We start from the raw sequence: 24,650 nt of genomic DNA on the forward strand, positions 1-24,650 counted from the left end.
TCATCATGCCGCATCTATCCGCCAATCTTCTTTCCCGGCTGCCTGCCACCCCGGCCGTAGCCCTGCCCGACGCCCGCCTGCTGGCGCTGCCTGAAAAGGTGCTGCAATTCGGGACCGGCGTGCTGCTGCGCGGCCTGCCCGACTACCTCATCGACAAAGCCAACCGCCAAGGTATCTTCAACGGCCGCATTGTGGTGGTGAAATCCACTGACGGCGGCGACATCGACGCCTTCCGCCGCCAGGACGGCCTCTACACGCTCAGCATCCGCGGCATCGACGACGGGCAGGAAATCGAGGAAAATGTGGTGTGCGCCGCTATCAGCCGGGTGCTGTCGGCCAAAAGCCAGTGGGCCGATATCCTGGCCTGTGCCGCCAATCCCGACCTGACCGTGGTGCTGTCCAACACCACCGAAGTCGGCATTCAGCTGGTGTCGGATGATATCCGGCAGAGCCCGCCGGTGTCGTTTCCGGGCAAGCTGCTGGCGTTTCTGCTGGCCCGTTATCAGGCATTTCAAGGCGCCAAAGACAAGGGCCTCGTGATAGTGCCCACCGAGCTGATTCCCGACAACGGCACCAAGCTGGAAGGCATTCTGCTGGAGCAGGCCCACCGCAACAACCTCGACGCGGAATTCATCGACTGGCTGGAAACGGCCAACCAGGTCTGCAACTCCCTCGTGGACCGCATCGTGCCCGGCCGCCCCGACGTTGCCACCCAAACCGCGCTGGCCGCCCAACTCGGCTACCACGACGACCTGCTGACCATGTCGGAGGTGTACACGCTCTGGGCCATTGAGGGCGACGAGCACGTGAAGCAAGTGCTGAGCTTCGAGCAGGCCGACGCCGGCGTGGTGGTGCAGCCCAACATCAACCTGTTCCGGGAGCTGAAGCTGCGTTTGCTCAACGGCACACACACGCTCAGCTGCGGCCTGGCTTTTCTGGCCGGTTTCCCCACGGTGCGCGACGCCATGCAGGACGACTGCGTGGCCGGCTTCATCCACAACCTGATGCTGGGCGACCTGCTGCCCGGCATTCCCTACCATGTCGACGAAAAAATGGGCCAGCGCTTCGGTATGCAGGTACTGGACCGGTTCCGCAACCCCGCCATCGAGCACCGCTGGCTGTCGATTACGATGAACTACACGGCCAAGCTGCAGATGCGCAACGTGCCCACGCTGCTGCACTACTACCACAAGCTGCGGGCTGTGCCGCACTACATGGCGCTGGGCTTCGCGGCCTACCTGTTGTTCATGCGCGGCACCCACCAGCGCGACGAGGTGTGGTACGGCGAGCTGGAAGGCCAGGAATACCCGATTCAGGACGACAAAGCCGGCTACTTTGCCGAGCTCTGGCGCCGCCTGGAGCCCGCCGAACTCACGCACACCGTGCTGCACAACCAAACCCTGTGGGGACACGACCTGGCCGCGTTGCCCGGCTTCCTCGACTGCGTGAGTCGCTACCTGCACCAGCTGCTGGAGCAGGGCGCCCACGCCACCGTGGCCCAGGCCCTCAACCGGAAACCAGTAGCTGTGTAGAGACGCAACACTGCGCGCCGCCTCGTTGAACGGCAACTGATGAATGACCCTGAACGGCGCGGGCGACGAGACGCGAAGTGTCGCGTCTCTACGACGTTCTTATTGACCTCGAATATGAAACACCTGGTAGCCAAGATTCACCCTGCTGATAACGTGCTGGTTGCTCTCCAGGACCTGCCCGTGGGCACGCCCGTCACCTGGGACGGCACCACCGTCACGACCACCGAAAAGATACCGGCCAAGCACAAGCTGGCCCTGCAGTTTCTGGCCCCCGGCGACCCGGTGCATATGTACGGCGTGCTGGTGGGCAAAGCCGCCCAGGCCATCGGCATCGGCGGCCTGCTGACCACGGCCAACATGCGCCACGCCACCGACAGCTACAACGAGCACCAGCAACGCCGCCCCGACTGGACCGCACCCGACGTAAGCCAGTGGGCCGGCCGCACTTTCCAGGGCTTCCACCGCCCCGATGGCCGCGTGGGCACCGCCAACTACTGGCTGGTGATTCCGCTGGTGTTCTGCGAAAACCGCAACATTCAGGTGTTGGAAGAAGCCTTAGTGAACGACCTCGGCTACGCCCGCCGCAAAAGCTACCAGCCCCAGACCCAGGAGCTGATTTCGCTGATGCAGGCCGGCAAAACCGTAGAAGAAATCCTGGCCACCGACCTGCATTCCGCCGAAGACGGCCACCAGAAACCGCGGCTGTTCCCGAACGTGGACGGCATCCGGTTTTTGCAGCACGAAGGTGGCTGCGGCGGCATCCGGCAGGATGCCCAGACGCTGTGCGGCCTGCTGGCTGGCTACATCACGCACCCCAACGTGGCGGGCGCCACCGTGCTCAGCCTAGGCTGCCAGAACGCACAGGTGAGCATGCTGCAGGACGAGATAAACAAGCGCAGCCCCGGCGGTCTGCAAAAGCCGCTCTACATCCTGGAGCAGCAGAAAATCGGAACCGAAGAGGCACTCATCAGCGCGGCGTTACGCCAGACGTTTGCGGGCCTGATGGTGGCCAACCAGCAGACGCGCCAGCCCGCACCCATCAGCCAGCTGTGCATCGGGCTGGAGTGCGGCGGCTCCGACGGCTTCTCCGGCATCTCGGCCAACCCCGCCGTGGGCCACGTCTCCGACCTGCTGGTAGCGGCCGGTGGCTCCGTGATTCTGGCCGAGTTTCCCGAGCTGTGCGGCGTCGAGCAGGAGCTGGTAGACCGCAGCGTAGACACCGCCACGGCCGAGCGGTTCAGTTCCCTGATGAAGGCCTACGGCGACTCCGCCGTGGCCGTCGGCTCGGGCTTCGACATGAACCCCTCGCCGGGCAACATCCGCGACGGGCTGATTACGGACGCCATGAAATCGGCCGGCGCGGCCCGCAAAGGCGGCTCCTCGCCGGTAGTAGCCGTGCTCGACTACCCCGAGCCCGTGACGCTGCCCGGCCTCAACCTGCTGTGCACGCCCGGCAACGACGTGGAAAGCACCACCGCCGAAGTAGGGTCGGGGGCCAATGTGGTCCTCTTTACCACCGGCCTCGGCACGCCCACCGGCAACCCCATTGCGCCGGTCGTGAAAATCAGCTCCAACACCGCCCTGGCCCGCCGCATGCCCGACATCATCGACGTGAACACCGGCACCGTCATCGACGGCGAGGAAACCATCGAACAGGCCGCCGAGCGGATTCTGGACTACGTCATCCGGGTGGCCAGCGGCGAGGAAGTAGCCGCCGTGCGCCACGGCCAAACCGACTTCATTCCGTGGAAACGCGGGGTGAGTTTGTAAGCTAATTTCTATCTGTCATCCTGAGCTTGCGAAGGACCTTATCACGACTGGATTGTGCCTGAGTGAATTGTGCATGAAGGATAAGCTCCTTCGCGCTGCTCAGGATGACAAGAGTATAAAAATCCCACCCATGAAGCCCTTCCTCAACGCCGACTTCCTGCTGCAGACGCCCACGGCCCGCACGCTCTACCACGAGTACGCCGCTGCTATGCCCATCATCGACTACCACAACCACCTGCTGCCCGACCAGATTGCCGAAGACCGGCAGTTCGACAACATCACGCAGGTGTGGCTCTACGGCGACCATTACAAGTGGCGCGCCATGCGCACCAACGGCGTGCCCGAGCGCTACATCACCGGCGACGCTACCGACTGGGAGAAGTTCGAGAAGTGGGCCGAAACCGTGCCCCAGACCGTGCGCAACCCGCTCTACCACTGGACGCACCTGGAGCTGCAGCGCTACTTCGGCATCACGGAGCTGCTCAGCGCCGCCAGCGCCCGCCGCATCTACGACCAGTGCAACGCGCTGCTCCAGACGCCCGAATATTCGGTGCGCAATCTGCTGCGCAAAATGAACGTGGAAACGCTCTGCACCACCGACGACCCCGCCGACTCGCTGGAGCACCACCGCGCCCTGCAAAGCAGCAGCTTCGAGGTGCGCGTGCTGCCCACCTTCCGGCCCGACAAGGCCATGGCCGTGGATGATGCCGCCAGCTACAACCTTTACCTCGACAAGCTGGGCGAAGCCGCCGCCGTGGAAATCCGCACGTTCTTCGACCTGCAAACGGCCCTGCGCCTGCGCCACGACTACTTCGCGGCCCTCGGCTGCCGCCTTTCCGACCACGGCCTGGAGCAGCTGTACGCAGCCGACTACACCGAGGCGCAATGCAACGATATCTTCCTGAAAATCCGCAGCGGCGAGGAGCTGACGGCCGAGGAGGTACTGCGCTTTAAGTCGGCCATGCTAGTGCTGCTGGCCGAAATGGACTGGGAGAAAGGCTGGACTCAGCAGTTCCACCTCGGCGCGCTGCGCAACAACAACGCCCGCATGCTGCGCCAGCTCGGTCCCGACACCGGCTGGGACTCCATCGGCGACTTCTCGCAGGGCCGCGCCCTTTCGAAGTTCCTCAACCGCCTCGACGAGCAGGACAAGCTCACCAAAACCATCCTCTACAACCTCAATCCCGCCGACAACGAGCTGATGGCCACCATGATTGGCAACTTCAACGACGGCTCGGTGGCGGGTAAGGTGCAGTTCGGTTCCGGCTGGTGGTTTCTGGACCAGAAGGACGGCATGGAAAAGCAGATCAACGCTTTGAGTAACATGGGCCTGCTGAGCCGCTTCGTAGGCATGCTCACTGATTCGCGCAGCTTCCTCTCGTACCCGCGCCACGAGTATTTCCGGCGTGTACTCTGCAACCTCTTCGGCCAGGACGTGGAAAACGGCGAGCTGCCCAATGACCTGGAGGGCCTAGGCGCCATCATCAAAAACATCTGCTACGGCAACGCCAAGGCGTATTTCGGCTTTGAAACGGTAGCCAGGCCCACAGAAGCTGCTACGGTGTAGATTACAAAGACCGTCGTGCAGAGACGCAGCCGAAGCGTCTCTAAAACCTCGCCTGAACGTCATTCCGAGCTTGCGAGGAATCTCGCGTGCTGACGCAGGATTACCATAGCAACCCCAGCACGCGAGATTCCTCGCAAGCTCGGAATGACGTTCTAAAACTCCCAAGTCCCCAACATGAAGCAAGTCGTCACCTTTGGTGAAATCATGATGCGGTTGTCGCCGCCGCTAAACTACCGGCTGCCGCAGGCCAGCACGCTGGAAGTAACCTACGGCGGCGGCGACGCCAACGTGGGCGCCGCGCTGGTGCACCTGGGGATGCCGGCCGCGCACGTCGGCTGCTTCCCCGACAACGCCGTGGGCCAGGCCGCTGCGCAGGCGTTCCGCGCCCACGGCGTGGACATGCAGCATTGCGTGTTCCGGGGCGAGCGGCTGGGGCTGTATTTCCTGGAAGTGGGCGCCTCGCTGCGCGGCAGCCGCATTGTGTACGACCGCTACAACTCGGCCTTCGCCAACCTGCAGCCGGAGTGGTTCAATTGGGAAGAAATCTTGAAAAACGCGCAGTGGCTGCACTGGACTGGTATCACGCCGGCCATTTCAGCCGCGGCGGCCCAGGCCACCCGCGACGCCATCCGGGCGGCCCTCCGGCTCGGCATCACCGTATCGGCCGACGTGAACTACCGCCGCAACCTGTGGCAGTATGGCCAGCGGGCGCAGGACGTAATGCCCGAGCTGGTGGCTGGCTGCGACGTGGTGGTGTGCACCGAAGGCGACGCCGACGACCTGTTTGGCATCAAGCCCGAAGCCGGCGCTGAAAACCGCTTTGTTTCGATGAGTGAGCAGCTGATAGCACAGTTTCCGCAGATCAAGCAGGTGATTGCCACGCGCCGCAAAACCCGCAGCGCCTCGCACGAGCGAATCCGGGGCATGGCTTACGTGGACGGCACCTACCACCAAACCAGCTACTTCGACATCAACCCCGTTGTGGACCGCATCGGCGGCGGCGACTCGTTCATTTCCGGCTACATCTACGGCCAGCAGCACTACGCCACCACCGACGAAGCCCTGACGTTTGCCACGGCCGCCTCTGCCCTCAAGCACACCATCCACGGCGACGTCAACCTCGTGACGGCAGCCGAGGTCGAGCACATCATGGCCGGCAACCTTACGGGGCGGCTGCTGCGGTAGTGGGCCGGAAAAGCACGTCATGCTGAGCTTGTCAAAGCATCTCTACCGCTTTGTTGCAATGCCACTGATTAGTCAGAGGTAGAGATGCTTCGACTGCGGCTGCGCCTTCGCTCAGCATGACAAATAATAACAACTGACAACTCCAACAAATGCCCCGTTTCTCCGCTGCTCATATCCTCGAAACCGTGCTGGCTACGCCCATCGTGCCGGTGTTCTACCATGCCGATGCCGCGTACGCCCAGCGTATTGTGCAGGCCTGCTATGACGGTGGACTGCGCGTGTTTGAGTTCACCAACCGCGGGGCGCAGGCCTTCGAGGTGTTCGGGCAGCTGATGGCCTTCGTGCAGCAAAACTGCCCGGCAATGCTGCTTGGCATCGGCACGATTTACACGGCTGCTGACGCCGAACGGTTCATTGCCGCCGGCGCCGATTTTGTGGTGCAGCCCTGCATCACAGCGGAGGTGGCGGAGGTGTGCCGCCGGCACGACACGCCCTGGCTGCCCGGCACCATGACCGTGCGCGAGGTGTACGAGGCCACGCAGCTGGGCGCGGCCATCGTGAAGGTGTTCCCCGGCAACGTGGTCGGGCCGGGCTTCATCAAGAGTCTGCGCGGCCCCATGCCGAGCGTGCCGCTGATGGTAACCGGCGGCGTAGAGCCCACTCGCGAGAGTCTGCGCGAGTGGTTTGGGGCCGGCGTGAACGTGGTGGGCATGGGCTCCCAGCTGTTCAAAAATGACGACCCCGCCGCCCTGAAAACCCTGCTCCGCGACCTGCTGGACTACCTGCCGACGCTGAAGAACTAAGTGCTAGGCCGCCGTTGCTTGCCAACCTTGTACTATCTGCTCATCTCCATTCCCGCCCGCCTCCGATGATACAAACTGTCCCTGCTACTTCGGCCCCCGTCACCGATGTGATTGGCAAATACCGCTGGACCATCTGTGGTCTGGTGTTCTTTGCCACCACCGTCAACTACCTCGACCGGGCCGTTATTTCCCTGCTCAAGCCCTACTTGGAAACCGAGTTCCGGTGGAACTCCGGCGACTACGCCAACATCGAAATTGCCTTCAAGCTGGCCTATTCGCTGGGCATGCTGGGCGTGGGCCGCATCATCGATAAGCTGGGCACCAAGATGGGCTACGCGCTGTCCACGTTTCTGTGGAGTCTGGCCGCCATCGGGCACGCGTTTGTGAGCAGCACGCTGGGCTTTTCGGTGGCGCGGGCGTTTCTGGGCGTCACGGAGGCCGGCAACTTCCCGGCCGCCATCAAAACCACGGCCGAGTGGTTTCCGCAAAAGGAGCGGGCCCTGGCCACCGGCATCTTCAACTCGGGCTCCAACGTGGGGGCCATTATTGCGCCGCTCACGGTGCCGCTCATTGCCGAGTCTATCGGCTGGAAATGGGCCTTCGTGATTACCGGTGCGCTGGGCTTTGTGTGGCTGATTCTGTGGTTCGTCTACTACGAAGTGCCGGCCCGCCACGCCCGGCTCACCAAAGCCGAGTTCGACTACATCCACAGCGACGTGGACGATCTGGCCGCCGCGGCCATCACCAGTCAGCCCAAGGTGTCGTGGTTTAAGCTGCTCACGTTTCGCCAGACCTGGGCCTTCGTGGTGGGCAAGTTCCTGACCGACCCGATCTGGTGGTTTTACCTGTTTTGGTTGCCCGACTTCCTCAACAAGCAATACGGCCTCAAGGGTACCGAGGTAGCCCTGCCGGTTGCGGCCGTGTACGTGCTGTCGAGCATTGGCAGCGTGGGCGGCGGCTGGGTGCCGCTGAACTTCATCCGCAACGGCATGCCCGCCTTCAAGGCCCGCAAGCTCTCGATGCTGTTGATTGCGCTGTGCGTGTTCCCGATTGTGTTTGCCCAGTATTTGGGGCAGCTGAATATGTGGCTGGCGGTGCTTGTGATTGGCATTGCGGCGGCGGCCCACCAGGCGTGGAGCGCCAACATCTTCACCACTGTGTCGGACATGTTCCCGAAGCGGGCCGTGGCCTCCGTGACCGGCATCGGCGGCATGGCTGGCGGGCTGGGCGGCATCCTGCTGTCGGCGCTGGTGCAGAAGCGCATGTTTGTGTACTACGAAAGCATCGGGCAGTTGCAGACGGCCTATTTCATCATGTTCTGGATTTGTGGCGGCGCCTACCTGCTGGCCTGGGGGCTGATGCACCTGCTGGCCCCGAAAATGAAGCAGATCGACCTCGACGCCGAACCCGCCACCCGCTAATCCTGACTCATGAAAAAGCTTCTGTTACTGCTGGCGCTGCTGCTGCCGGTATTCACCTTCGCCCAAAGCAAAAAAGACCAGGCCGCCGCCAAAGAAGTGGAAGCCCTGGAGCGCCAGCGCTTCGAGGCCCAGGTGAAAAAGGACTACGCCGTGCTGGAAAAAGTCTTTGCCGACGACTTGGTGTACACGCACTCCAACGGCAAGCAGAACACCAAAGCTGAGTACATCCAGAGCATCCGCGAGGGGAAAAGCCAGTACGACAAAATCGAGGTGGAGCTGCTGAACGTGCGCGCCTACAACGATGGCAAAGCCGCCGTAGTGAACGGCACCATCACCATCACGCTGCCCAACAAGCCCGACGGCACGCCCAACCTGGCGCACCTCAAGTACGTGGTGGTGCAGGTGAAAGACCCGAAAAAAGGCTGGCAGGTGGTGCTCTGGCAAAGCCAGAAGCAGCCCGATAAAGGCATGTAGCGCGAAGCCTTTGCTTCGCGCATTCCAGAACCAGCTACCCGGCCCGGCCACCCACTTGAACCTGCCGCTGCGCGAAGCAACGGCTTCGCGCTACACACCTGTCGCGGCACGTTCGGCGGGCTTTTCCGGACCTATTCTTTGCATATGAATCTTACGTCTGAAAATGCTATTGCCCAGCCGGTGGGCACCACGCTGGAGCGCTACATCATGCGCAAGCAGGCCGAGTTTCCGTTTGCCACCGGCGAGCTGAGCCAGCTGCTGCGCGACATTGCGTTGGCCGGCAAAATTGTAAACCGCGAAGTGAACCGGGCCGGCCTGACCAGCATCATCGGGGCCATGGGCCAGCAGAACGTGCAGGGCGAAGCGCAGCAAAAGCTGGACGTGGAAGCCAACATCCGCTTCATCCGGGCCCTCACCAACGGGGGCGAGGCCTGCGCTGTGCTCAGCGAGGAAGAAGACGACATCATCCATACCGGCAACTGCCAGGGCAAGTACGTGGTGGCCATCGACCCGCTCGATGGCTCCAGCAACATCGACGTCAACATCAGCATCGGCACCATTTTCAGCATCTACCGGCGCGTGACGCCGGTGGGGCAGGAGGCTACTGCCGAGGACTTTCTGCAGGGCGGCCGCCGGCAGGTGGCGGCCGGCTACATCCTGTACGGCTCCAGCACCATGCTCGTGTACACCACCGGCCACGGCGTGGTGGGCTTCACCTACGAAAACTCGCTGGGCGAATTCTTCCTCTCGCACCCCAGCATCCGGATTCCGGCGGGCGGCACCACCTTCTCCTGCAACGAAGGCCACTGGTTCGACTACCCACAGTACGTGCGCGACTACCTGCTAGCCTGCAAGCAGCAGCGCCTGAGCGGCCGCTACGTGGGCTCGTTGGTGGCCGACTACCACCGCAACCTGTTTACGGGCGGCATCTACCTCTACCCGCCCACGGCCAAAAACCGCCACGGCAAGCTGCGGCTGCTCTACGAGGGCTACCCGCTGGCCTTCGTGATTGAGCAGGCCGGCGGCCGGGCCGAAACCGGCACCGGCCCGGTGCTGGACGTAGTACCCACCGAATTCCACCAGCGCGCCCCGCTGTTTGTGGGCTCCGCCGACATGGTGCGCAGCCTGGTGGCTCTGGCCGCCGTGGAGACTCCGGCTGTGTAGCAAGGCCTTCGGCCTTACGCCGTTGCGGCCGGTGGCTGTGGCAGCCTGGGGCCCTACTGGCCGGCCTCAAAAAACAAATTACCCCGAACCAACTTCTGAGAGCATCGTTCTGTCAGCACACAACCACTTAGCTGCTCTCCCCGACCTATGTCCAAAATCATTTCGCCCCAAGTGGAATTCAGCAGCTTGCTGAGCCAGATGAAAGCCGTGACGCCCGAAGTATTCGCGGCCGACGGCGCTTTCCTCAACCTGCTGGAAGGCCGCTGGCAGGAGCCCGGCAAGCCCCGCCCGTTCACGTCGCCGGTAGATGGCACGGAGCTGGGCAGCCTGCCTATGCTCGACCATGCCACTGCTCTGCGCGCCGTGCAGGCCGCCAAGAAAGAAGCCGCCGACTGGGCCCGCGTTGACCTCGACGAGCGCAAGCGCAAAGTGCAGGATTGCCTCGACCAGTTGCGCCAGCATGTCGAGCTCACCGGCAAGCTCATCATGTGGGAAATCGGCAAAACCTACAAGCTGGGCTTCACCGACATCGACCGCGCCATCGAGGGCGTGCAGTGGTACGTCGATAACATCGAAGGTCTGCTGGGCTCTCGCAAGCCGCTGGGCCTCGTCAGCAATATTGCCTCCTGGAACTACCCCATGTCGGTGCTGCTGCACGCGGTGCTGGTGCAGGTGCTGTGCGGCAACTCCGTCATCGCCAAAACGCCCACCGATGGCGGCTTTATCTCGCTGAGCCTGACCTTCGCCATTGCCCGCCGCTGCGGCCTGCCCGTGACGCTGGTGAGCGGCTCGGGTGGCGAGCTGAGCGATGTGCTGGTGAAAAACGACGCCGTGGACTGCCTTTCCTTCGTGGGTGGCCGCTACAACGGCCGCAACATCGCCGACGCCCTCAGCTCGGAGCACAAGCGCTACATGCTGGAAATGGAAGGCGTGAACACCTACGGCATTTGGAATTTCAGTGACTGGGACGGCCTCGCCGATCAGCTCAAAAAGGGCTACGACTACGGCAAGCAGCGCTGCACCGCCTACGTACGCTTCGTGGTGGAGCGCCGCCTGTTCCCGCAGTTCGTGGAAACCTACTGGAACACTATCAAGGGCCTGAAAGTGGGCAACCCCACGCTGGTAGATTCGGCCGACGACAAGCTGCCTGACCTGGCCTTCGGCCCCGTCATCAACCGTGCCCAGGCCGAAGACCTGGACCGCCTCTACGCCGACGCCCTCAAAACCGGCGCCACGCCTATCTACGAAGGCAAGCTCGACGAAAGCCTGTTCCTGCCCGGCCAGGACATGAGCGCCTACCGCGCCCCCCGCGCCCTCGTGAACCTGCCCCGCCAGAGCGAACTGTACTTCAAAGAGCCCTTCGGCCCCATAGACAGCATTGTGCTGGTTGACCGGGTAGAAGAGCTGGTGGGCGAGATGAACATCAGCAACGGCGCCCTGGTAGGCGCCCTGGCCTCCGACGACGAGAAGTGGGCCCAGCGCACCGCCAAAGAGGTGCGCGCCTTCAAGATGGGCATCAACAAGCTCCGCTCGCGCGGCGACCGGGAGGAAGTATTCGGCGGCCTCGGCGAGAGTTGGAAAGGCGCCTTCGTGGGCGGCGCGCTGCTGGTAGAAGCCGTAACGGAAGGCGACAAGCCGATTCTGGGCAACTTCGAGGAAGCTACGCTGCTGCCGGAGAAAATTTAGGCTGCCGTAACACCGCACGACGCAAAAAGGGCGCGTAGCTTTAAGCTGCGCGCCCTTTTTGTGTCGTGCGGTGTTGTGATTCTAGGCGGTGGCTTTGAAGGCAAACGTCTGCAGCGCTTCCCAGGGGCCGCCGCGGTAGGCCCAGAGCTGCAGCCCGGTGCCGGTGGCCTCAAAAGGCTGGAAATCGGCGGCTAGCTGCTGGTGTAGGCTGCGCGCTACGGCCGGGTCCACCTTGTTCTGCACCGTTACGTGGGGCTTGAGCTTTTGCTGATCCTGCGGCGTAAGGCTGGGCTGCCAGGTGGCCTGGAGCTGCTGATGCAGCGCCTGCAGGCGGTTGTTTTCCAAGGAGTACGCCACGCCCCGGCCCAGAAACCGGAGCCCCGTAACGGCCAGTGTCAGCGGGGCTTCGGCGGCGGCCAGGTCGGCCAGCGTCTGGCAGATAAGGTCGTAGTCGGAGCCGGGCAGGTGGTGGAACAGCGTTAGGTGGGCCTGCAGGAAGTTGCGTTCCGGCGGGAAGTGCTGCTGCCGCAGCGTGTCGAAGAAACGTTGGCTGTCGGCGTCAAGCGCCAGCGTGAGAATGAGCGGGGCAATAAGGTCGGGCATGTATCTCCTAACCCCCGCCCGCGCTTTTAGGTTGGGTTTGGCCGCAAACAAGCTGCGCAAAAACACGCGCTACAGCGCCTTCAGCACCCACTATTGTTGGGCTGAAAGCGCCGTAGCGCAGATTGTCGGGTACAGGACGTAGGGCGGCTCTTACAGTCCTTTGTGCGTGAGGGCCACGGGCACGGTGCTGGTCTGGCTGGCTTGCCGCACGCGCAGGTAGTAGAGGCCGCCGGGCAGCGTGTGCGCATCCAGCCGGATGGTGGTGAGGCCGGCGGTGGGCTGCAACCGGCGTACCACTTGGCCCGTAGCGCTAAGCAGCTCCAGCGAGGTTTCGGAGGTGCTGGGCTCGGTGAGCTGCACGTTCAGCACGCCGTCCGGGGCGGGGTTGGGGTAGGTTTGCAGGGTCAGCTTGCCAGCCATCCGCACGGCCTGCACCGGCGAGTAGGCCAGCGTGCCGTCGGTGTCGCGCATGGCTAGGCGGTAGTAGAGCTGCCCGCTGAGCGGCGCGGTATCCAGGGCGGAGTAGCGCTGGCCCGTGGGCTGGTTGCCGGCCCGTACTGTCTGGATGGTTTGCCAGTCGGCGCCTTCGTGGCGGCGCTGCACCAGAAAGGCGTCGGCGTTCTGCTCGCTGGCGGTGGCCCAGCTCAGGCGCACGGCGCGGCCCGTGGCTTCGGCCCGGAATTCGGTGAGCGTGACGGGCAGCGGCAGGGCCCCAGGCAAGCTCACGGCGTCGCCGCGGGAGCAGCCAAAGGCCGCCCCAAACGACTGCCCCGAGTAGTTGCCGGTCAGCCGGTCGAGCTTGTAGATGGTGCCGCCGTCGGCGTCCACGGCGTACAGGTTGCCGTCGCGGTCTGTAAACATCGAGCCGATATCCTGCTGCGTGGGAATGGGCACAGTAGGCTGCGTGGTGACGCCCACCGGCGCCGAGCCCGGCGTGCTGATGGTGATAAACTTGTCGTCCTGGCCGAGGTAGCTCACCAGATTGCCGGTGCGCACGTCAAACACCCAGTCCTGGATGCCGCCCTGCGGCACGGGCGCGGTGCCGTTGCTATTTAGGTAATTCTGCACTTCGGCCTGGTAGCCGGCAATAACGGCTGCCGTGGCCGGGTCGGAGGTATCGAGGCGGCGCCAGACCGGCCCCGTAGCCGGGAATGTGGGCAGCGCCACCGTGCCCACATACAGCCGCAGGTCTGACACGCGCACTGGCCGTGTGAAAGGAAACGGTAGAGAGAAGTCGATGACGTAAAATACCCGGAACGTAGCCCCCGCTACGTAGTAATTGGAACTGGCGTCGCCATCACCAATGAAGTTGAGGGTCAGCTGAGTATCGATAAAGCCGGATTCGCCGGGTTGCGTCTGTGTGGTGACGTCGGTGGGCCGGGCCGGCGGGGTTACGGCGCCCAGGTTGGTGGCCTGGGCCGTGCTCAGGCTGATGCGGTAGAGGTTTGGCGGCGTGCTGAAGTTGGCGACCGTAACCGGCTGCACCACATTCATGCCGTAGATGACCGTTCGGTCGTTATCGTCGGAGCCTAGGGCATTGACGATGAGGGGTGTACCGTTGCTGGTGACCGTGCCGATGGGCGTGAGCGAGCCGTCGGTGTTCACCTGCTGCAGCACCGACGGATTGCCCGCGTTGGCCGGGCAGGCCGATGTCACGGCGAAGCTGCTGGTAGGCAGCTGGGCCAGCAACTGGCGGCTCCCCATGAGCAGCAGAAAGGCAAGTAGGGTCTTTTTCATATTGGGAAATGCTGAAGAAGCAGGTATACGGCAGAACAGGCAAACAATGCACTGAGTACGAATAACTACGCTTTCGGATATCAGGTTGAATTGCGCTGTCTTTTCCCAAATAGATACAGAGGCTAAGGTGTAAGTCGCTTTTTTATATAGTGATAAGTCAATTTACAAGGAAAATCCGGGACTGTCAAGGCCGATGCCGGGCCGCTGGCTGGTTGGGCAGAACTGTGCATATTTGAGTTTCAGGCCCGCTTACCAGCTTTTTTCCTCCCGGCAATGCCTTACTCACTCCTGATTCGTAACTGCGGCCAGCTACTCACGATGGCCGGCAGCGCGGCCCGAGGCCCCCTTACTGGCGCGCAAATGCGTGACTGGCCCATCCTGGAAAACGCCTTTGTTGCCTGCGAAAACGACTGGGTAGTGGCCCTCGGACCCATGTCGGAGCTGCTGGAAACCCACGTGACGGCGGCCACGCAGGTGCTGGATGCCGGTGGGCGGGTGGTGATGCCGGGCCTGGTGGAGTGCCACACCCACCTCGTATTCGGCGGCAACCGTGCCCACGAGTTCCAGCGCAAGCTGCAGGGCGAAGCTTATCTCGACATCCTGGCCAGCGGCGGCGGCATCCTGAGCACCGTGCGCGCCACCCGCGCCGCCTCCGACGCCGAGCTGCTGGAAAATGCCCTGCACCACCTGGCTGGCTTCCGGTGCTATGGCGTCACGACAGTGGAAGCCAAGAGCGGCTACGGCCTCGATGCCGAAACCGAGCTGCGGCTGCTGCGGGTGGCGCAGGAGGCCGGTCGCCGCCAGCCGGTGCGGGTGGTGCCCACGTTTCTGGGTGCCCACGTGCCCGGCCCCGAATACAAGGGCCGCCCAGCAGAGTACTTAGATATGCTGATGCAGGAGGTGCTGCCGCACTTAAACCCGCAGGAGGTGCCGTTTGTGGATATTTTCTGCGAGGAAGGCGCGTTTTCGTTGGCCGACGCGCGACGGTATCTGGAGCAGGCCCAGGCTATGGGATTCGGGCTGAAAATTCACGCTGAGCAGCTACACGACCTGGGCGGCTGCGAAATGGCCGCCGCGTTGGGCGCCGTCAGCATCGACCACGCCGACTACCTGACGCCGGCTGCCGCCGCCCGCATTGCCACCCAAACCCAGGGCCAAACGGTGGCGGTATTGCTGCCGCTGGTGCCGCTGTTTCTGCGCCAGGACCGGTACGCTCCCGGCCGGGCCTTCATCGAGGCCGGCCTGCCGGTGGCTGTCAGCACTGATTTCAATCCGGGCTCGTGCCCCAGCAAAAACCTGTGGCTGGCCCTGAGTATGGCTTGCCTGAAAATGGGGCTCACGCCGCGCGAAGCCCTGGCAGCCGCCACTATCAATGCCGCCTGGGCCATTGGCCAGCAGCAGCATTGCGGCAGCTTGGAACCCGGCAAGCGCGCCGACCTGCTGGTGCTGGACGTGCGCCATTACGAGGAAATCCCGTACTGGCTCGGCGAAAACCCGGTACGCCACGTGGTGATAGGCGGGAAGTTAGAATAGCCTTTCGTATTCGATGTAACGACGAGGGGCACCGCATATATGCGGCGCCCCTCGGGCATTAGCGAATAGAGGATAATGAGTAGGCTGGATAAGTGGAGTCGGATAAGTGTTGCTGGCAGATAGATGCTATAAAGCCCGGATTTCAGCTGCCATTTCGGCTTCCGTTACGGCGCGCAGGGTGGGGGCGAAGGTTTGGTTGGCCGCTACCGTAGCGCTTTGCTTGCCGAAGTAGAGTTGGTTGCCATCCATGTGCATTACCACGGCCGTCACGGCGTAGCCCTGCGGCACCTGGCCGGCCAAGAAGGAGTCGGCGGCGGAGGTAGCAGGGTAGAGGCGGAGCGCGGAGTTCAGCGTGCTGAAAGCCAGATACACGAGGGTATTGGCGCTGGTGGCGCCGGGGCGGGTGGCGCGTACCTGCACCGTAGTGAGCGGGCTGGCCGTCACGAACCGGTCGCAGTTGATCCAGTTCAGGCGGCTGGCATTCGAGTTATACAGAATAGAGCTCAACGAAACCTGAAACCCGGTAGACGTGCCCGAGGCGGGAAAGGGCGTGATGCCGCCCGCCTGCAATGGAAGCCAGGAGCCAATCAGGGAAGAGTCGGCAGGGCTGCTCAGACCCGAAAACAGACCCATGCCGGTAGTGCTGCTCAGGGCTGGTGGTAACACGGTGGTAACATCGAGGCTGGCGTTGGGGGCCAGCACAACCTGCTGCCCATCCTGCGAAAACCGGATGCTGAACATGCCGGCCGACTCCAGCAGCTGCCCGCCCGAGATGGTAGGGGCGTGCGAGAAAATCATATCGCTGCGTTTGGTAATCTCACGCACCCGCACCTGCACCAGACTGCTGGACATAGGCTGCCCATAGATTCGGCGCAGGCCAGCCGGTATACGGATGCGGTAGGCGCTGGCCGTGCGGATTGTGGTGCCCAGGCCCGGGCGGATATAGAACTGCTGCTCGGGCAGGGCATATCTGGCCAGCTTGCGCTGCATATCAGGTGCAGGCACCGACAGGTCACAATCCGGTATTTCTACCAGATCCGCGTCTTTTTTACAGCTGCCTAGCAGCAACCCCATGGCCATGAGGCCTAATAACCGAAGGTTCATAGATCAGAAAAAATGGATAGTGGAAGAATACGACCTGGCGGCAGCCGGCCCGGTGGCCAGTCGGGCAGTTTTAGCGCAGGTCGAAAGAGAAACCCGTGAGCAAGCCGGCCGCAAAGGGGCGGCGGGCCGGGAGGGAAGGAGTGAGCGAAGGGGTGGTGCTAACCGGGGATACCACGGAAATCAGCGCGTAGCGGCCGGTAGGCTGCACCAGCAGGTGCAGGCGTGGCGTGAGGGCATAGCGCACATCCAGGCCCGCCGTCAGACTCACGCCCAGCCGCCGGTATGGGCTGTTCGTGGCCGACCAGTTTTGCTGCTGGCTGCAGGTGCAGGCGGTGCTGCCACTGGTGCGGCCGCCGGCATACATTTCCAGGGCGGCCCCGGCGGTCAGGCCGTAGCGGAGCCGCGTCTGGCCGCCCAGCTGATACTGCGCCTGCAGCGGCAGCGTGAAGTAGCGGTAGGTGTCGCGCTGTTGCAGGGGCTGCGCGGGCGGGAGGGTGCCGGCCGTGTCGCGCGGGGGCTGGAGCAGCAGGTTCAGGCGGGTGCCGTAAGTGGCATAGCCCAGGCCTGCACTCACACTCAGCCGGGGCGCGAGGGTGTAGCGCACCTGCAGCTGGCCGGTAAAAGTGAGGGCTGGCCGCTCCAATGCGCTGAGACTCGCGGAGTCAGTGGCTCCTAGCTGTCGGTAGCTGATGGTGGGGCCCGCCAGCACTTCCACCGCCCAGCGGCTGGCTGGGCGCGGCACTGGCGGCGCCACCGTCACCGGCTGAACGACCGGCAATTCGGCAGCAAACTGCGGCAGCTGCGCCACCCGCGGGAGCAGGCTGCCAACGGGAAACAGCAGTGCCAGCTGCAACTCAGTAGCCGGCTGCCGACTACTGGTGCCCAACGCTAGTGCGGGTATCGTGGCGTGAAGACTGCCGGAATCAGGCTGCTTCCCTCCGCTGGGTTGCAGGTCGCGGTTTTCAGCGGAATCAGGCTGAAGTCGGTTTATGGCGGCAGCGCCGGGGTGCGGTTTGTTGGCCGCAACGGTCAGCAGCCGGCCCGCTTCTGCCGCCAAAACAGCGGAGTCCGGAAGTATAGCTGCTGCCAGTGAGCGAGCGGGAAGCCTGGGTGAACTGTCAGGCGATGATTGGGCGGTGTGGTGGGTGGTTGGCTGGCCCGGTGCTGTGCTGGCGCTACCAATGGCGAGCTTTGACGGTGGCGTATCGCGCAGCAGTCGCGCAGCAGACCGGCTTGCGGTGCGCGGCGTTGGGGTATTCGTAGCCACGGTACCAGCCAGGGCGGGCCGCGGCTGTCGGCGGCCCGCAGCGTCCCGCGGCGAAGCTACTACAGAAGCCGCAGCGGACCGCGGCGAAGCTGCAGCAGCTTCTGCCGCAGAAGCCACTGCCGTAGCGCGAGGAGCTTGCTGCGTTGCATTCGCTGCTGATTCTGTCTCGGCTGAGCCACCACGACCGTCGGCAGTAGCTACGGGAGAATCCGGGTTTCTGGCAGAAGAAACATGCTCGTCTGGTTGAGCAGCAGCGAGTGGCGCAGAGGGCTCTGCCGCAGTAGCCAGGCGGCCAGGCGCATCCTTTTTGGTAGGAGCAGTTGGCAGATTGGGAGCAGTTGGAACAGCGGCAACTTCAGGACGGGAAGCCGGCCGAATGGCCAGTACGCCCACCACGACCACGCCTATCAGCAGCAGCAACGCCAGTGCCCAGCGTAGCCGCAACGCCGGACGGGGCAGTGGCCGGGCAGGCTCTACCGGCGCTGCCGGAGGCAGCTGCCGCTGGATGGCCGCCCACATGTCGGGCGGGGGCGTGCTGCCGTAGCCCTCCAGCTTGCGCCGTAGTTCTTCGTACAACTCTTCTGATTCGCGCTCCGTCATGACAAAGTGAAGTTGTTGTTAGCCAATAGGCGTTCTTCCAGCAACCGCCGCGCCCGCGACAGTTGCGACTTGCTAGTACCCTCCGAAATACCCAGCAGCTCGCCAATTTCCTGGTGTGAGTAGCCTTCGATGGCGTAGAGGTTGAGCACCGTGCGGTAGCCGATGGGCAGGGTGTTGATGAGGGCCACCACCTCATCGGTGGAAAGCTGGTCGAGGGCCGTGCCGTCGGGGTGGGGCACGTTGGCGGCGGCCTCGTAGTCTACCTGCGGGGCCCCCTGGCGGTGCTGCTGATAGGCATTGAGCGAAGTATTGACGGCAATCCGGCGGGCCCAGGCTTCAAAGGGTCCCTGCTCCCGGTATTGATCCAGGCGGGTGAAAATTTTGATGAACGTGAGTTGCAGCGCATCCTCCGCCTCGGCTTGGCTGGGGCAGTAGCGCAAGCACACACCCATCAACTGGTAGGCCAGCCGCTCATAGAGCGCCCGCTGGGCAGTAGGGCTCCCGCGCCGGCAGTCGGCCAGTAGATCAGTAAGGGGCTGCGGCATGCGCGGGGTAGGCGGAGAAATAGCGAATAAACAATCAGCGTAACCGGTTTCTGCCCCCATGACCGGCCACTGCCAGGAAGGGTTGCGTGGGCTTTGAAAAAAGAACGACAAGCCGTGAGCTGTGAGCCACAAGCAACAGGCTGCAAGCTTTCGGCACATGCGTTTGCCGCTTACAGTTCATGACTTGCAGCTTAAAGCTGACAGCTTGCCGCTTCCTTCACGGCATGTGCTACATTCGCTCCCATGACGCTGCCCATCTATCAGGTTGACGCCTTTTCCAACCGGCCCTTTGCTGGCAACCCCGCCGCCGTGTGCCCGCTTACCGAGTGGCTGCCCGCCGAAACCATGCAGGCCATAGCCGCCGAAAACAACCTCGCCGAAACGGCCTTCTTCGTGTCCCGGCCCGATGGCGAGTTTGACCTGCGCTGGTTTACGCCCGCCGTGGAGGTGGAGCTGTGCGGCCACGCCACCCTGGCCTCGGCCCACGTGCTGTACCGGCATCTGGGGTTTGAGGGCGCTGAAATCGTGTTTCACTCCAAAAGCGGGCCGCTGCGCGTGAGTCAGGCCGAGGCCGGCATGCTCACTCTCGACTTCCCGGCCCGGCCCCCGCACCTCATCCAGCAGCACCCCGACGGCCTGCTCGATGGCCTGCGCGCTACGCCGCTACAGCTGCTGGCTGGCCCCGACTTGGTCTGCGTCTTCGCCACTGAGGCCGAAGTGCGGGCCCTGAAGCCCGACATGGCGCACCTCATCAAAGTGGAATATCGCGCCGTTATTGCCACCGCCCCCGGCTCCGACGGGGTGGATTTCGTGTCGCGCTTTTTCGGCCCCCGGGTGGGTGTGCCCGAGGATCCGGTGACGGGCTCAGCCCACACCACGCTGGTGCCCTACTGGGCCGAGCGGCTAGGCAAGCTGCACCTGCACGCCCGTCAGGTATCGGCCCGCAGCGGCGACCTGTGGTGCGAGCTGCGCGGCGAGCGGGTGCTGATGAGCGGCCACGCCGTCACGTATCTGCGCGGCGAGATTGAGGTATAATAAATCTGTCGACGGCCAACCCTACTACTTTAAATCATCATCACACCGAATACTTTTTCCACTATGTCTAACCGCTATACATGTTTGCTGCTGACCCTGGGGCTCAGCCTTTCTATGCAGTTCGCGTCGGCCCAGACGACTACCAGCCAGGAGCTGGTGCAGCAGGGCGTGGCGCTCCACGACCAGGGCAAATACGACGAAGCCGTGTTGCCCTACAAGGAAGCGCTGAAGCAGGATCCGGCCAATATCACCGCCCGCTACGAGCTGGCCATGACTTACAACACCCAGGACCGTAACGCGGAAGCCGTAGCGCTGTGCAAGGAAATCCTGAAGCAGGAACCCAAACCTGACGCCTCGTTCTATAGCACCTACGGCAACGCTTTAGACGGCCTCAAAAAGCCCAAAGACGCCGCCAAAATATATCAGGAAGGCCTGAAGCGCTACCCCAACGACGGCCCGCTGTACTTCAACCTGGGCATCACGCAGGCCAAGGGGCTTGATCAGCCGGCCGAGGCCATTGCCAGCATGCAGCAGTCGGTGCGGTGCCGGCCGGAGCACGCCAATTCCCATTCTGCTCTGGCGACGCTGACGGCCATGCAAGGCAACCGCATAGCCGCCCTGCTGGAAACCCTGCGGCTGCTGCAGCTGGAGCCCACAGGCCCGCGCGCCGCTGCCAGCCTCGCCCGCCTCGACCGGCTGGTAGGGCAGGGCGTCAAGCAAACCGGCGACAACAGCATCAGTATCAATATGTCGGCGGATGTGCTGAAGCAGGTGAACAGCAAGAAAAGCCAGCCCGACAACTTCAGCCAGGCCGATATGCTGCTCACCATGGCTACGGCGCTGGACTTCGACGAGAAAAACAAGAGCAAGGCGCCAACCGAGCGGCTTGTTGAAAAGCTTAGCTCGCTGTGCCAGGGGTTAGCAGAGGGCAAGCCCGAGCAGCAGGAAGGCTTCGTGTGGCAATACTACGTGCCGTACTTCGTGGCTATGGAAAAGCAGGGCCATCTGCCGGCACTGGCCTACACCGTGCAAGCGTCGCGCGCCGAGGCCACGCCGGACGTGAAAGCCTGGCTTAGCGCCCACCCCACGCAGGTGCAGGCGCTGCAGGAATGGTCGCGCACCTACATCTGGCCGAAGTAGCCGCTACCCGCGCAACTGCTCGCGACCGTAGTCGTTGCGGTCCAGCACCTGCTCTACAAACAGCGCCTTGTTGGGTAGCTGCAGCAGCGCCGCGTGAATGGCGGCCGGCACGCCCGTGTAGCGCACCAGCCCGCCGTGGCGGTATTCAATTTCCAGCGTCTGCGTGGCGGCCTCGTAGCCCACGGCTTTCAGGGAAGTAGAACGGACGGGGCGGCGCTGCATAGGATAGATGGTTTTAAGCTGTTAATTTTTAGCTATATAGTTGTCAACTCTTGGCAACAAACAACCAGCCTCACGCCGCTGGTTTTTTCTGTGCTGCCGATGCTTTCTTGCCGGCTACGGGGGCGGCCAGTTTGCCGGGGTTGTCGGCCAGGAACTTGCCCCAGCTTTTGCCGCCGGCTTTCACGTTGTTGCCCTTCTGGTAGTGGTGGCACATGGCCACGGCCAGCGCGTCGGTGGCGTCCAGGAACTTGGGCGCTTCTTCGATGGGCGGCAGCTTCAGGGTCTGGCGGAGCATGTGGGCCACCTGCTCTTTGCTGGCGTTGCCGGAGCCCGTTACGGCCTGCTTGACCTTGGTGGGCGCGTATTCCACGTACGGAATCTGGCGGGCCAGGCAGGCGGCAATGGCCACGCCCTGGGCCCGGCCCAGCTTGAGCATGCTTTGCACGTTCACCCCAAAAAACGGCGCTTCGATGGCCAGCTCGTCGGGCAAGTGCTCGTCGATGAGCTCGGTCATGCGCTCGAAGATGCGCTTGAGCTTGAGGGCGTGGTTGGTGCCCAGCTTGCGCATGTCAATCACGTCGTACTCCAGCATGCGCACCCGCTGGCCCTGCACCTCAATCACGGCGTAGCCCATCAGGTTGGTGCCGGGGTCGACGCCCATGATAATCTTGGGCAGCAGGTCGGTAGGGGCGAGGGGCAGAATCATGGGCGAGGCAAACGGGGCAGAGAATCCGGGCGAAGCAAGGCGGGCGTTGATTTTCGTCGGTAACTTGCCGCCTTCAACCGAAAGCGCCTCCTCCACTTGCCCCGGCATCTACAAAACTACGTCCAAAAGCCGGAAAAAAAGCCGGCCACTGCCACCCGCCGGGGGCAGGGGCTGGTGGTGGCGGGCAAGCTGCTCATCACGGCCCTCACGCTGGGACTGCTCTATCACTCGGTATTTGCTGATGGCGCCACGGCGGCGGCCTGGCGCGGCCTGCTGGCGGCCACCTTCACCGGGGCCGGCCGTGGGCCGGTGCTGCTGGCGCTGGCGCTGGTGCCCGTGAACTGGGGCGTGGAGGCCTGGAAATGGTGGCGCCTGGCCCGGCACCTGGAGCTGGTATCGTTCCGGCGCAGCTTCCGGGCGGTGCTGGTGGGCCTCACGCTGGGCTTCGTCACGCCCAACCGCGTCGGCGACTACGCCGGCCGCATCATCGAGCTCAAAAGCCGCCGCCTCGATGCGCTGGGGGCCGTGTTTCTGGGCCGCTACGCCCAGCTGGTGGTCACGGTGCTGGCCGGCACGGCGGGCCTGCTGTACTTTCTGCTGCGGTTTTATTTGCGCGGCTACCCGGCCAGCCAGCTGGGCGCCGTGGTGGCGGCCGTGCTGCTGAACGCGGCCGTGCTGCTGCCGCTCTACCGCTCGCGGCTGCTGCTGGCCGTGCTGATGGCGGTGCGGCCGTTGCAGCGGTTCCGGCGGTTTCTGGCCGTAATGCCCACCTACCGGGCGCCGGCCATTCATGCGGTGCTGGCGTTGTCGGGGCTGCGGTACGCGGTGTTCTGTGCCCAGTTTGGGCTGTTGCTAAAGGCCTACGGCACCCAGGCGGCGCTGGGGCCGGGCGCGGCCGCGGTGGCGGGCACGTTTCTGCTCAAGTCGCTGGTGCCCTCGCTCAATGCCCTGGCCGATGTGGGCGTGCGTGAGTTGTCGGCCACGCACCTGTTTGGGCTGCTCGGCGAGCCAGCGCTGCCCGTACTGAGCGCCAGTCTCAGCCTCTGGATTCTCAATATTGCGTTGCCCAGCGCCACCGGGCTGTTGTTTGTGCTGCGCCTGAAAGTGCTGCGCAAGCGGCGCAAAGCTGATTCTTCCGCCCCAACGCCGCCCGCCGCATGAGCATACTCCTCGGGCTGCTATTGCTGGTTGCGCCGCTACTCTACGCGCTCCGCATGCTGCGTTTCCGCCAGGCCTGGCAGCAGCTGCCAGTCAGGAACCTGGATAGGGGAGAGGAGCTGGCGGGGCAGGCTAGTGGTGTCGGAAGCAACCAGCCGGCCGCGCCGCCGCGCTTCTCGGTGCTGATAGCCGCCCGCAACGAAGCCAACAACCTGCCGCACCTGTTGCAGGATCTAGCCAGCCAGACACTGCCGCTCGCCGAGTTTGAGGTGATTATCGTCGACGACCATTCCACCGATGCCACGGCCGCGCTGCTGACGGCGGCGGCCGGCAGCAGCCCGTTGCTGCTGCGTCCCGTCCAGCTGGCCGCCTTGCCCGGAGCCGGAGTCGGGAAAAAAGCCGCCATTCAGGTAGCGCTGGCGCAGGCCCACGCCCCGTGGGTGGTCTGCACCGATGCCGACTGCCGCGTGGGGCCCGACTGGCTCCGCAGCTACGCCGCCCTGCTGGCAGAGGCCGGCCCGGAAGTGCGCTTCGTGAGCGGGCCAGTGCTGCTGACCGGGGCCAGTACGTGGCTGCAGCAGCTGTCGGGGCTGGAGTTTGCTGGGCTGGTGGGCACGGGCGGGGCCGGCATTGCGGCCGACACCCCCACCATGTGCAACGGCGCCAACCTAGCTTACCGCCCCGAAGCCTTCGCGGCCGTGCAGGGCTTCGCCGGCAATGAGCACCTGCCCAGCGGCGACGACGAATTCCTGCTGCACAAGCTCCACGCGGCCTTTCCGGGCAGCATCCGGTTTCTGAAGCACCCGGCCGCCATAGTGCGCACCGCCGGGCCGGCCACGCTGGCGGCGCTGCTGCAGCAGCGGGTGCGCTGGGCTAGCAAGTGGCGGCACTACCGGCACGCGCCCTCGCAGCAGCTGGCGGTGCTGGTGCTGCTGGCCAACGTGGCGCTGGCCGCCGGCCTGGCGGCGCTGTGCTGGCAGCCGGCGCTGGCGCCCTGGGTGGCCGCCGCCTGGGCACTCAAGCTGGGCGCCGACTACTGGTTTCTGGCGCCGGTGCTGCAGTTCCTGGGGCAGCGGCGCTGGCTGTGCTGGGTGCCGGTGCTGCAGCTGCTCTACGCGCCGTATGCGCTGCTGGTGGGGCTGGCCGGCCTGCGCGGCGGCTACGTCTGGAAAGGCCGGCCGGTGAAATAAAGGCCGGAATTAGGTTGGGTTTGTGGCCGCCGGGAGCGTACTTCAACAGGGCGGCCAATAGTGCGCTGCCTGCGTCGCACGTTGTTATTTAGTATGTAGTAGTTAGATATAAGTATTGAGTAGTTGGACTTGTCAACTGATTGTTTTGCAGTGGTTTGATAAAGGTCTGGATACTCAATACTCACGACTCAGTACTATAAAATAGTAG

The 24,650-nt window shown here is 63.7% G+C and carries 22 protein-coding genes; 15 read left to right on the top strand and 7 right to left on the bottom strand.

What is annotated here, in order from left to right:
* The first annotated feature begins 5 nt into the window (after positions 1 to 5).
* The 9 genes from O9Z63_RS04295 to O9Z63_RS04335 all read left to right on the top strand — a co-directional run bounded on the left by O9Z63_RS04295 (position 6) and on the right by O9Z63_RS04335 (position 11,602).
* Entirely contained in the window at positions 6 to 1,532 is a 1,527-nt protein-coding gene (locus tag O9Z63_RS04295; RefSeq protein ID WP_270128075.1) for a tagaturonate reductase, read from the top strand.
* A gap of 114 nt (positions 1,533 to 1,646) precedes the next feature.
* Positions 1,647 to 3,302, top strand: coding sequence for a UxaA family hydrolase (locus O9Z63_RS04300; protein WP_270128076.1), 1,656 nt, complete (start codon positions 1,647 to 1,649; stop codon positions 3,300 to 3,302).
* A gap of 130 nt (positions 3,303 to 3,432) precedes the next feature.
* Positions 3,433 to 4,869, top strand: a complete 1,437-nt coding sequence (gene uxaC / locus O9Z63_RS04305) for a glucuronate isomerase (RefSeq protein ID WP_270128077.1) — start codon at positions 3,433 to 3,435, stop codon at positions 4,867 to 4,869.
* Positions 4,870 to 5,043: 174 nt separating this feature from the next.
* A complete protein-coding gene (locus O9Z63_RS04310; protein ID WP_270128078.1) occupies positions 5,044 to 6,054 on the top strand; it encodes a sugar kinase in 1,011 nt (336 codons plus the stop codon).
* A gap of 149 nt (positions 6,055 to 6,203) precedes the next feature.
* Positions 6,204 to 6,857, top strand: a complete 654-nt coding sequence (locus O9Z63_RS04315) for a beta/alpha barrel domain-containing protein (RefSeq protein WP_270128080.1) — start codon at positions 6,204 to 6,206, stop codon at positions 6,855 to 6,857.
* Between the two features lie 65 nt (positions 6,858 to 6,922).
* Positions 6,923 to 8,278, top strand: a complete 1,356-nt coding sequence (locus tag O9Z63_RS04320; RefSeq protein WP_270128081.1) for an MFS transporter — start codon at positions 6,923 to 6,925, stop codon at positions 8,276 to 8,278.
* Positions 8,279 to 8,287: 9 nt separating this feature from the next.
* Positions 8,288 to 8,752: a nuclear transport factor 2 family protein gene (locus O9Z63_RS04325; RefSeq protein ID WP_270128082.1), complete on the top strand. Its 465-nt coding sequence runs from the start codon at positions 8,288 to 8,290 to the stop codon at positions 8,750 to 8,752.
* A 144-nt stretch (positions 8,753 to 8,896) separates the two neighbouring features.
* Positions 8,897 to 9,916 (top strand): class 1 fructose-bisphosphatase, encoded by a 1,020-nt coding sequence (gene fbp, locus O9Z63_RS04330; protein ID WP_270128083.1) that lies wholly within the window; start codon positions 8,897 to 8,899, stop codon positions 9,914 to 9,916.
* A 147-nt stretch (positions 9,917 to 10,063) separates the two neighbouring features.
* Positions 10,064 to 11,602 carry an aldehyde dehydrogenase family protein gene (locus O9Z63_RS04335; RefSeq protein ID WP_270128084.1) on the top strand — a complete coding sequence of 513 codons (1,539 nt, stop codon included), beginning with the start codon at positions 10,064 to 10,066 and terminating at the stop codon, positions 11,600 to 11,602.
* Between the two features lie 81 nt (positions 11,603 to 11,683).
* Here the strand turns inward: O9Z63_RS04335 and O9Z63_RS04340 are convergent, their stop codons facing one another.
* Positions 11,684 to 12,205, bottom strand: a complete 522-nt coding sequence (locus O9Z63_RS04340) for a 2'-5' RNA ligase family protein (RefSeq protein WP_270128086.1) — start codon at positions 12,203 to 12,205, stop codon at positions 11,684 to 11,686.
* Positions 12,206 to 12,355: 150 nt separating this feature from the next.
* Complete coding sequence (locus tag O9Z63_RS04345; protein ID WP_270128088.1) at positions 12,356 to 13,942, bottom strand: T9SS type A sorting domain-containing protein; 1,587 nt, start codon at positions 13,940 to 13,942, stop codon at positions 12,356 to 12,358.
* Between the two features lie 273 nt (positions 13,943 to 14,215).
* On the opposite strand from O9Z63_RS04345, the gene hutI reads away from it, so the two are divergent.
* Positions 14,216 to 15,475, top strand: coding sequence for an imidazolonepropionase (hutI, locus tag O9Z63_RS04350; RefSeq protein ID WP_270128090.1), 1,260 nt, complete (start codon positions 14,216 to 14,218; stop codon positions 15,473 to 15,475).
* A gap of 126 nt (positions 15,476 to 15,601) precedes the next feature.
* Here the strand turns inward: hutI and O9Z63_RS04355 are convergent, their stop codons facing one another.
* Complete coding sequence (locus tag O9Z63_RS04355; RefSeq protein ID WP_270128092.1) at positions 15,602 to 16,579, bottom strand: hypothetical protein; 978 nt, start codon at positions 16,577 to 16,579, stop codon at positions 15,602 to 15,604.
* A 70-nt stretch (positions 16,580 to 16,649) separates the two neighbouring features.
* Positions 16,650 to 17,432: a porin family protein gene (locus O9Z63_RS04360; RefSeq protein ID WP_270128094.1), complete on the bottom strand. Its 783-nt coding sequence runs from the start codon at positions 17,430 to 17,432 to the stop codon at positions 16,650 to 16,652.
* 790 nt (positions 17,433 to 18,222) lie between these two features.
* Here O9Z63_RS04360 and O9Z63_RS04365 point away from each other — a divergent pair.
* Positions 18,223 to 18,390 (top strand): hypothetical protein, encoded by a 168-nt coding sequence (locus O9Z63_RS04365; RefSeq protein WP_270128096.1) that lies wholly within the window; start codon positions 18,223 to 18,225, stop codon positions 18,388 to 18,390.
* Between the two features lie 52 nt (positions 18,391 to 18,442).
* On the opposite strand, the gene O9Z63_RS04370 is transcribed toward O9Z63_RS04365, so the two are convergent.
* Positions 18,443 to 18,991 (bottom strand): RNA polymerase sigma factor, encoded by a 549-nt coding sequence (locus tag O9Z63_RS04370; RefSeq protein ID WP_270128098.1) that lies wholly within the window; start codon positions 18,989 to 18,991, stop codon positions 18,443 to 18,445.
* A gap of 243 nt (positions 18,992 to 19,234) precedes the next feature.
* On the opposite strand from O9Z63_RS04370, the gene O9Z63_RS04375 reads away from it, so the two are divergent.
* Both O9Z63_RS04375 and O9Z63_RS04380 read left to right on the top strand, forming a co-directional pair.
* On the top strand, positions 19,235 to 20,026 hold the full coding sequence (locus O9Z63_RS04375) for a PhzF family phenazine biosynthesis protein (RefSeq protein ID WP_270128099.1): 792 nt from the start codon (positions 19,235 to 19,237) through the stop codon (positions 20,024 to 20,026).
* 63 nt (positions 20,027 to 20,089) lie between these two features.
* Positions 20,090 to 21,166 carry a tetratricopeptide repeat protein gene (locus tag O9Z63_RS04380; RefSeq protein ID WP_270128101.1) on the top strand — a complete coding sequence of 359 codons (1,077 nt, stop codon included), beginning with the start codon at positions 20,090 to 20,092 and terminating at the stop codon, positions 21,164 to 21,166.
* Between the two features lie 3 nt (positions 21,167 to 21,169).
* Here the strand turns inward: O9Z63_RS04380 and O9Z63_RS04385 are convergent, their stop codons facing one another.
* Together O9Z63_RS04385 and ruvC are read right to left on the bottom strand one after the other, a co-directional pair.
* Entirely contained in the window at positions 21,170 to 21,388 is a 219-nt protein-coding gene (locus O9Z63_RS04385) for a KTSC domain-containing protein (RefSeq protein WP_270128102.1), read from the bottom strand.
* 70 nt (positions 21,389 to 21,458) lie between these two features.
* Positions 21,459 to 22,094: a crossover junction endodeoxyribonuclease RuvC gene (ruvC, locus tag O9Z63_RS04390; protein ID WP_270128104.1), complete on the bottom strand. Its 636-nt coding sequence runs from the start codon at positions 22,092 to 22,094 to the stop codon at positions 21,459 to 21,461.
* A gap of 96 nt (positions 22,095 to 22,190) precedes the next feature.
* Here ruvC and O9Z63_RS04395 point away from each other — a divergent pair, with 96 nt between their 5' ends.
* Together O9Z63_RS04395 and O9Z63_RS04400 are read left to right on the top strand one after the other, a co-directional pair.
* Complete coding sequence (locus tag O9Z63_RS04395; RefSeq protein WP_270128105.1) at positions 22,191 to 23,255, top strand: lysylphosphatidylglycerol synthase transmembrane domain-containing protein; 1,065 nt, start codon at positions 22,191 to 22,193, stop codon at positions 23,253 to 23,255.
* Positions 23,252 to 24,442, top strand: coding sequence for a glycosyltransferase (locus O9Z63_RS04400; protein ID WP_270128106.1), 1,191 nt, complete (start codon positions 23,252 to 23,254; stop codon positions 24,440 to 24,442). Before O9Z63_RS04395 ends, O9Z63_RS04400 begins: the two co-directional genes overlap by 4 nt.
* Positions 24,443 to 24,650 lie beyond the last annotated feature (208 nt).

It is taken from the genome of Hymenobacter yonginensis, assembly GCF_027625995.1.
GTDB lineage: Bacteria > Bacteroidota > Bacteroidia > Cytophagales > Hymenobacteraceae > Hymenobacter > Hymenobacter yonginensis.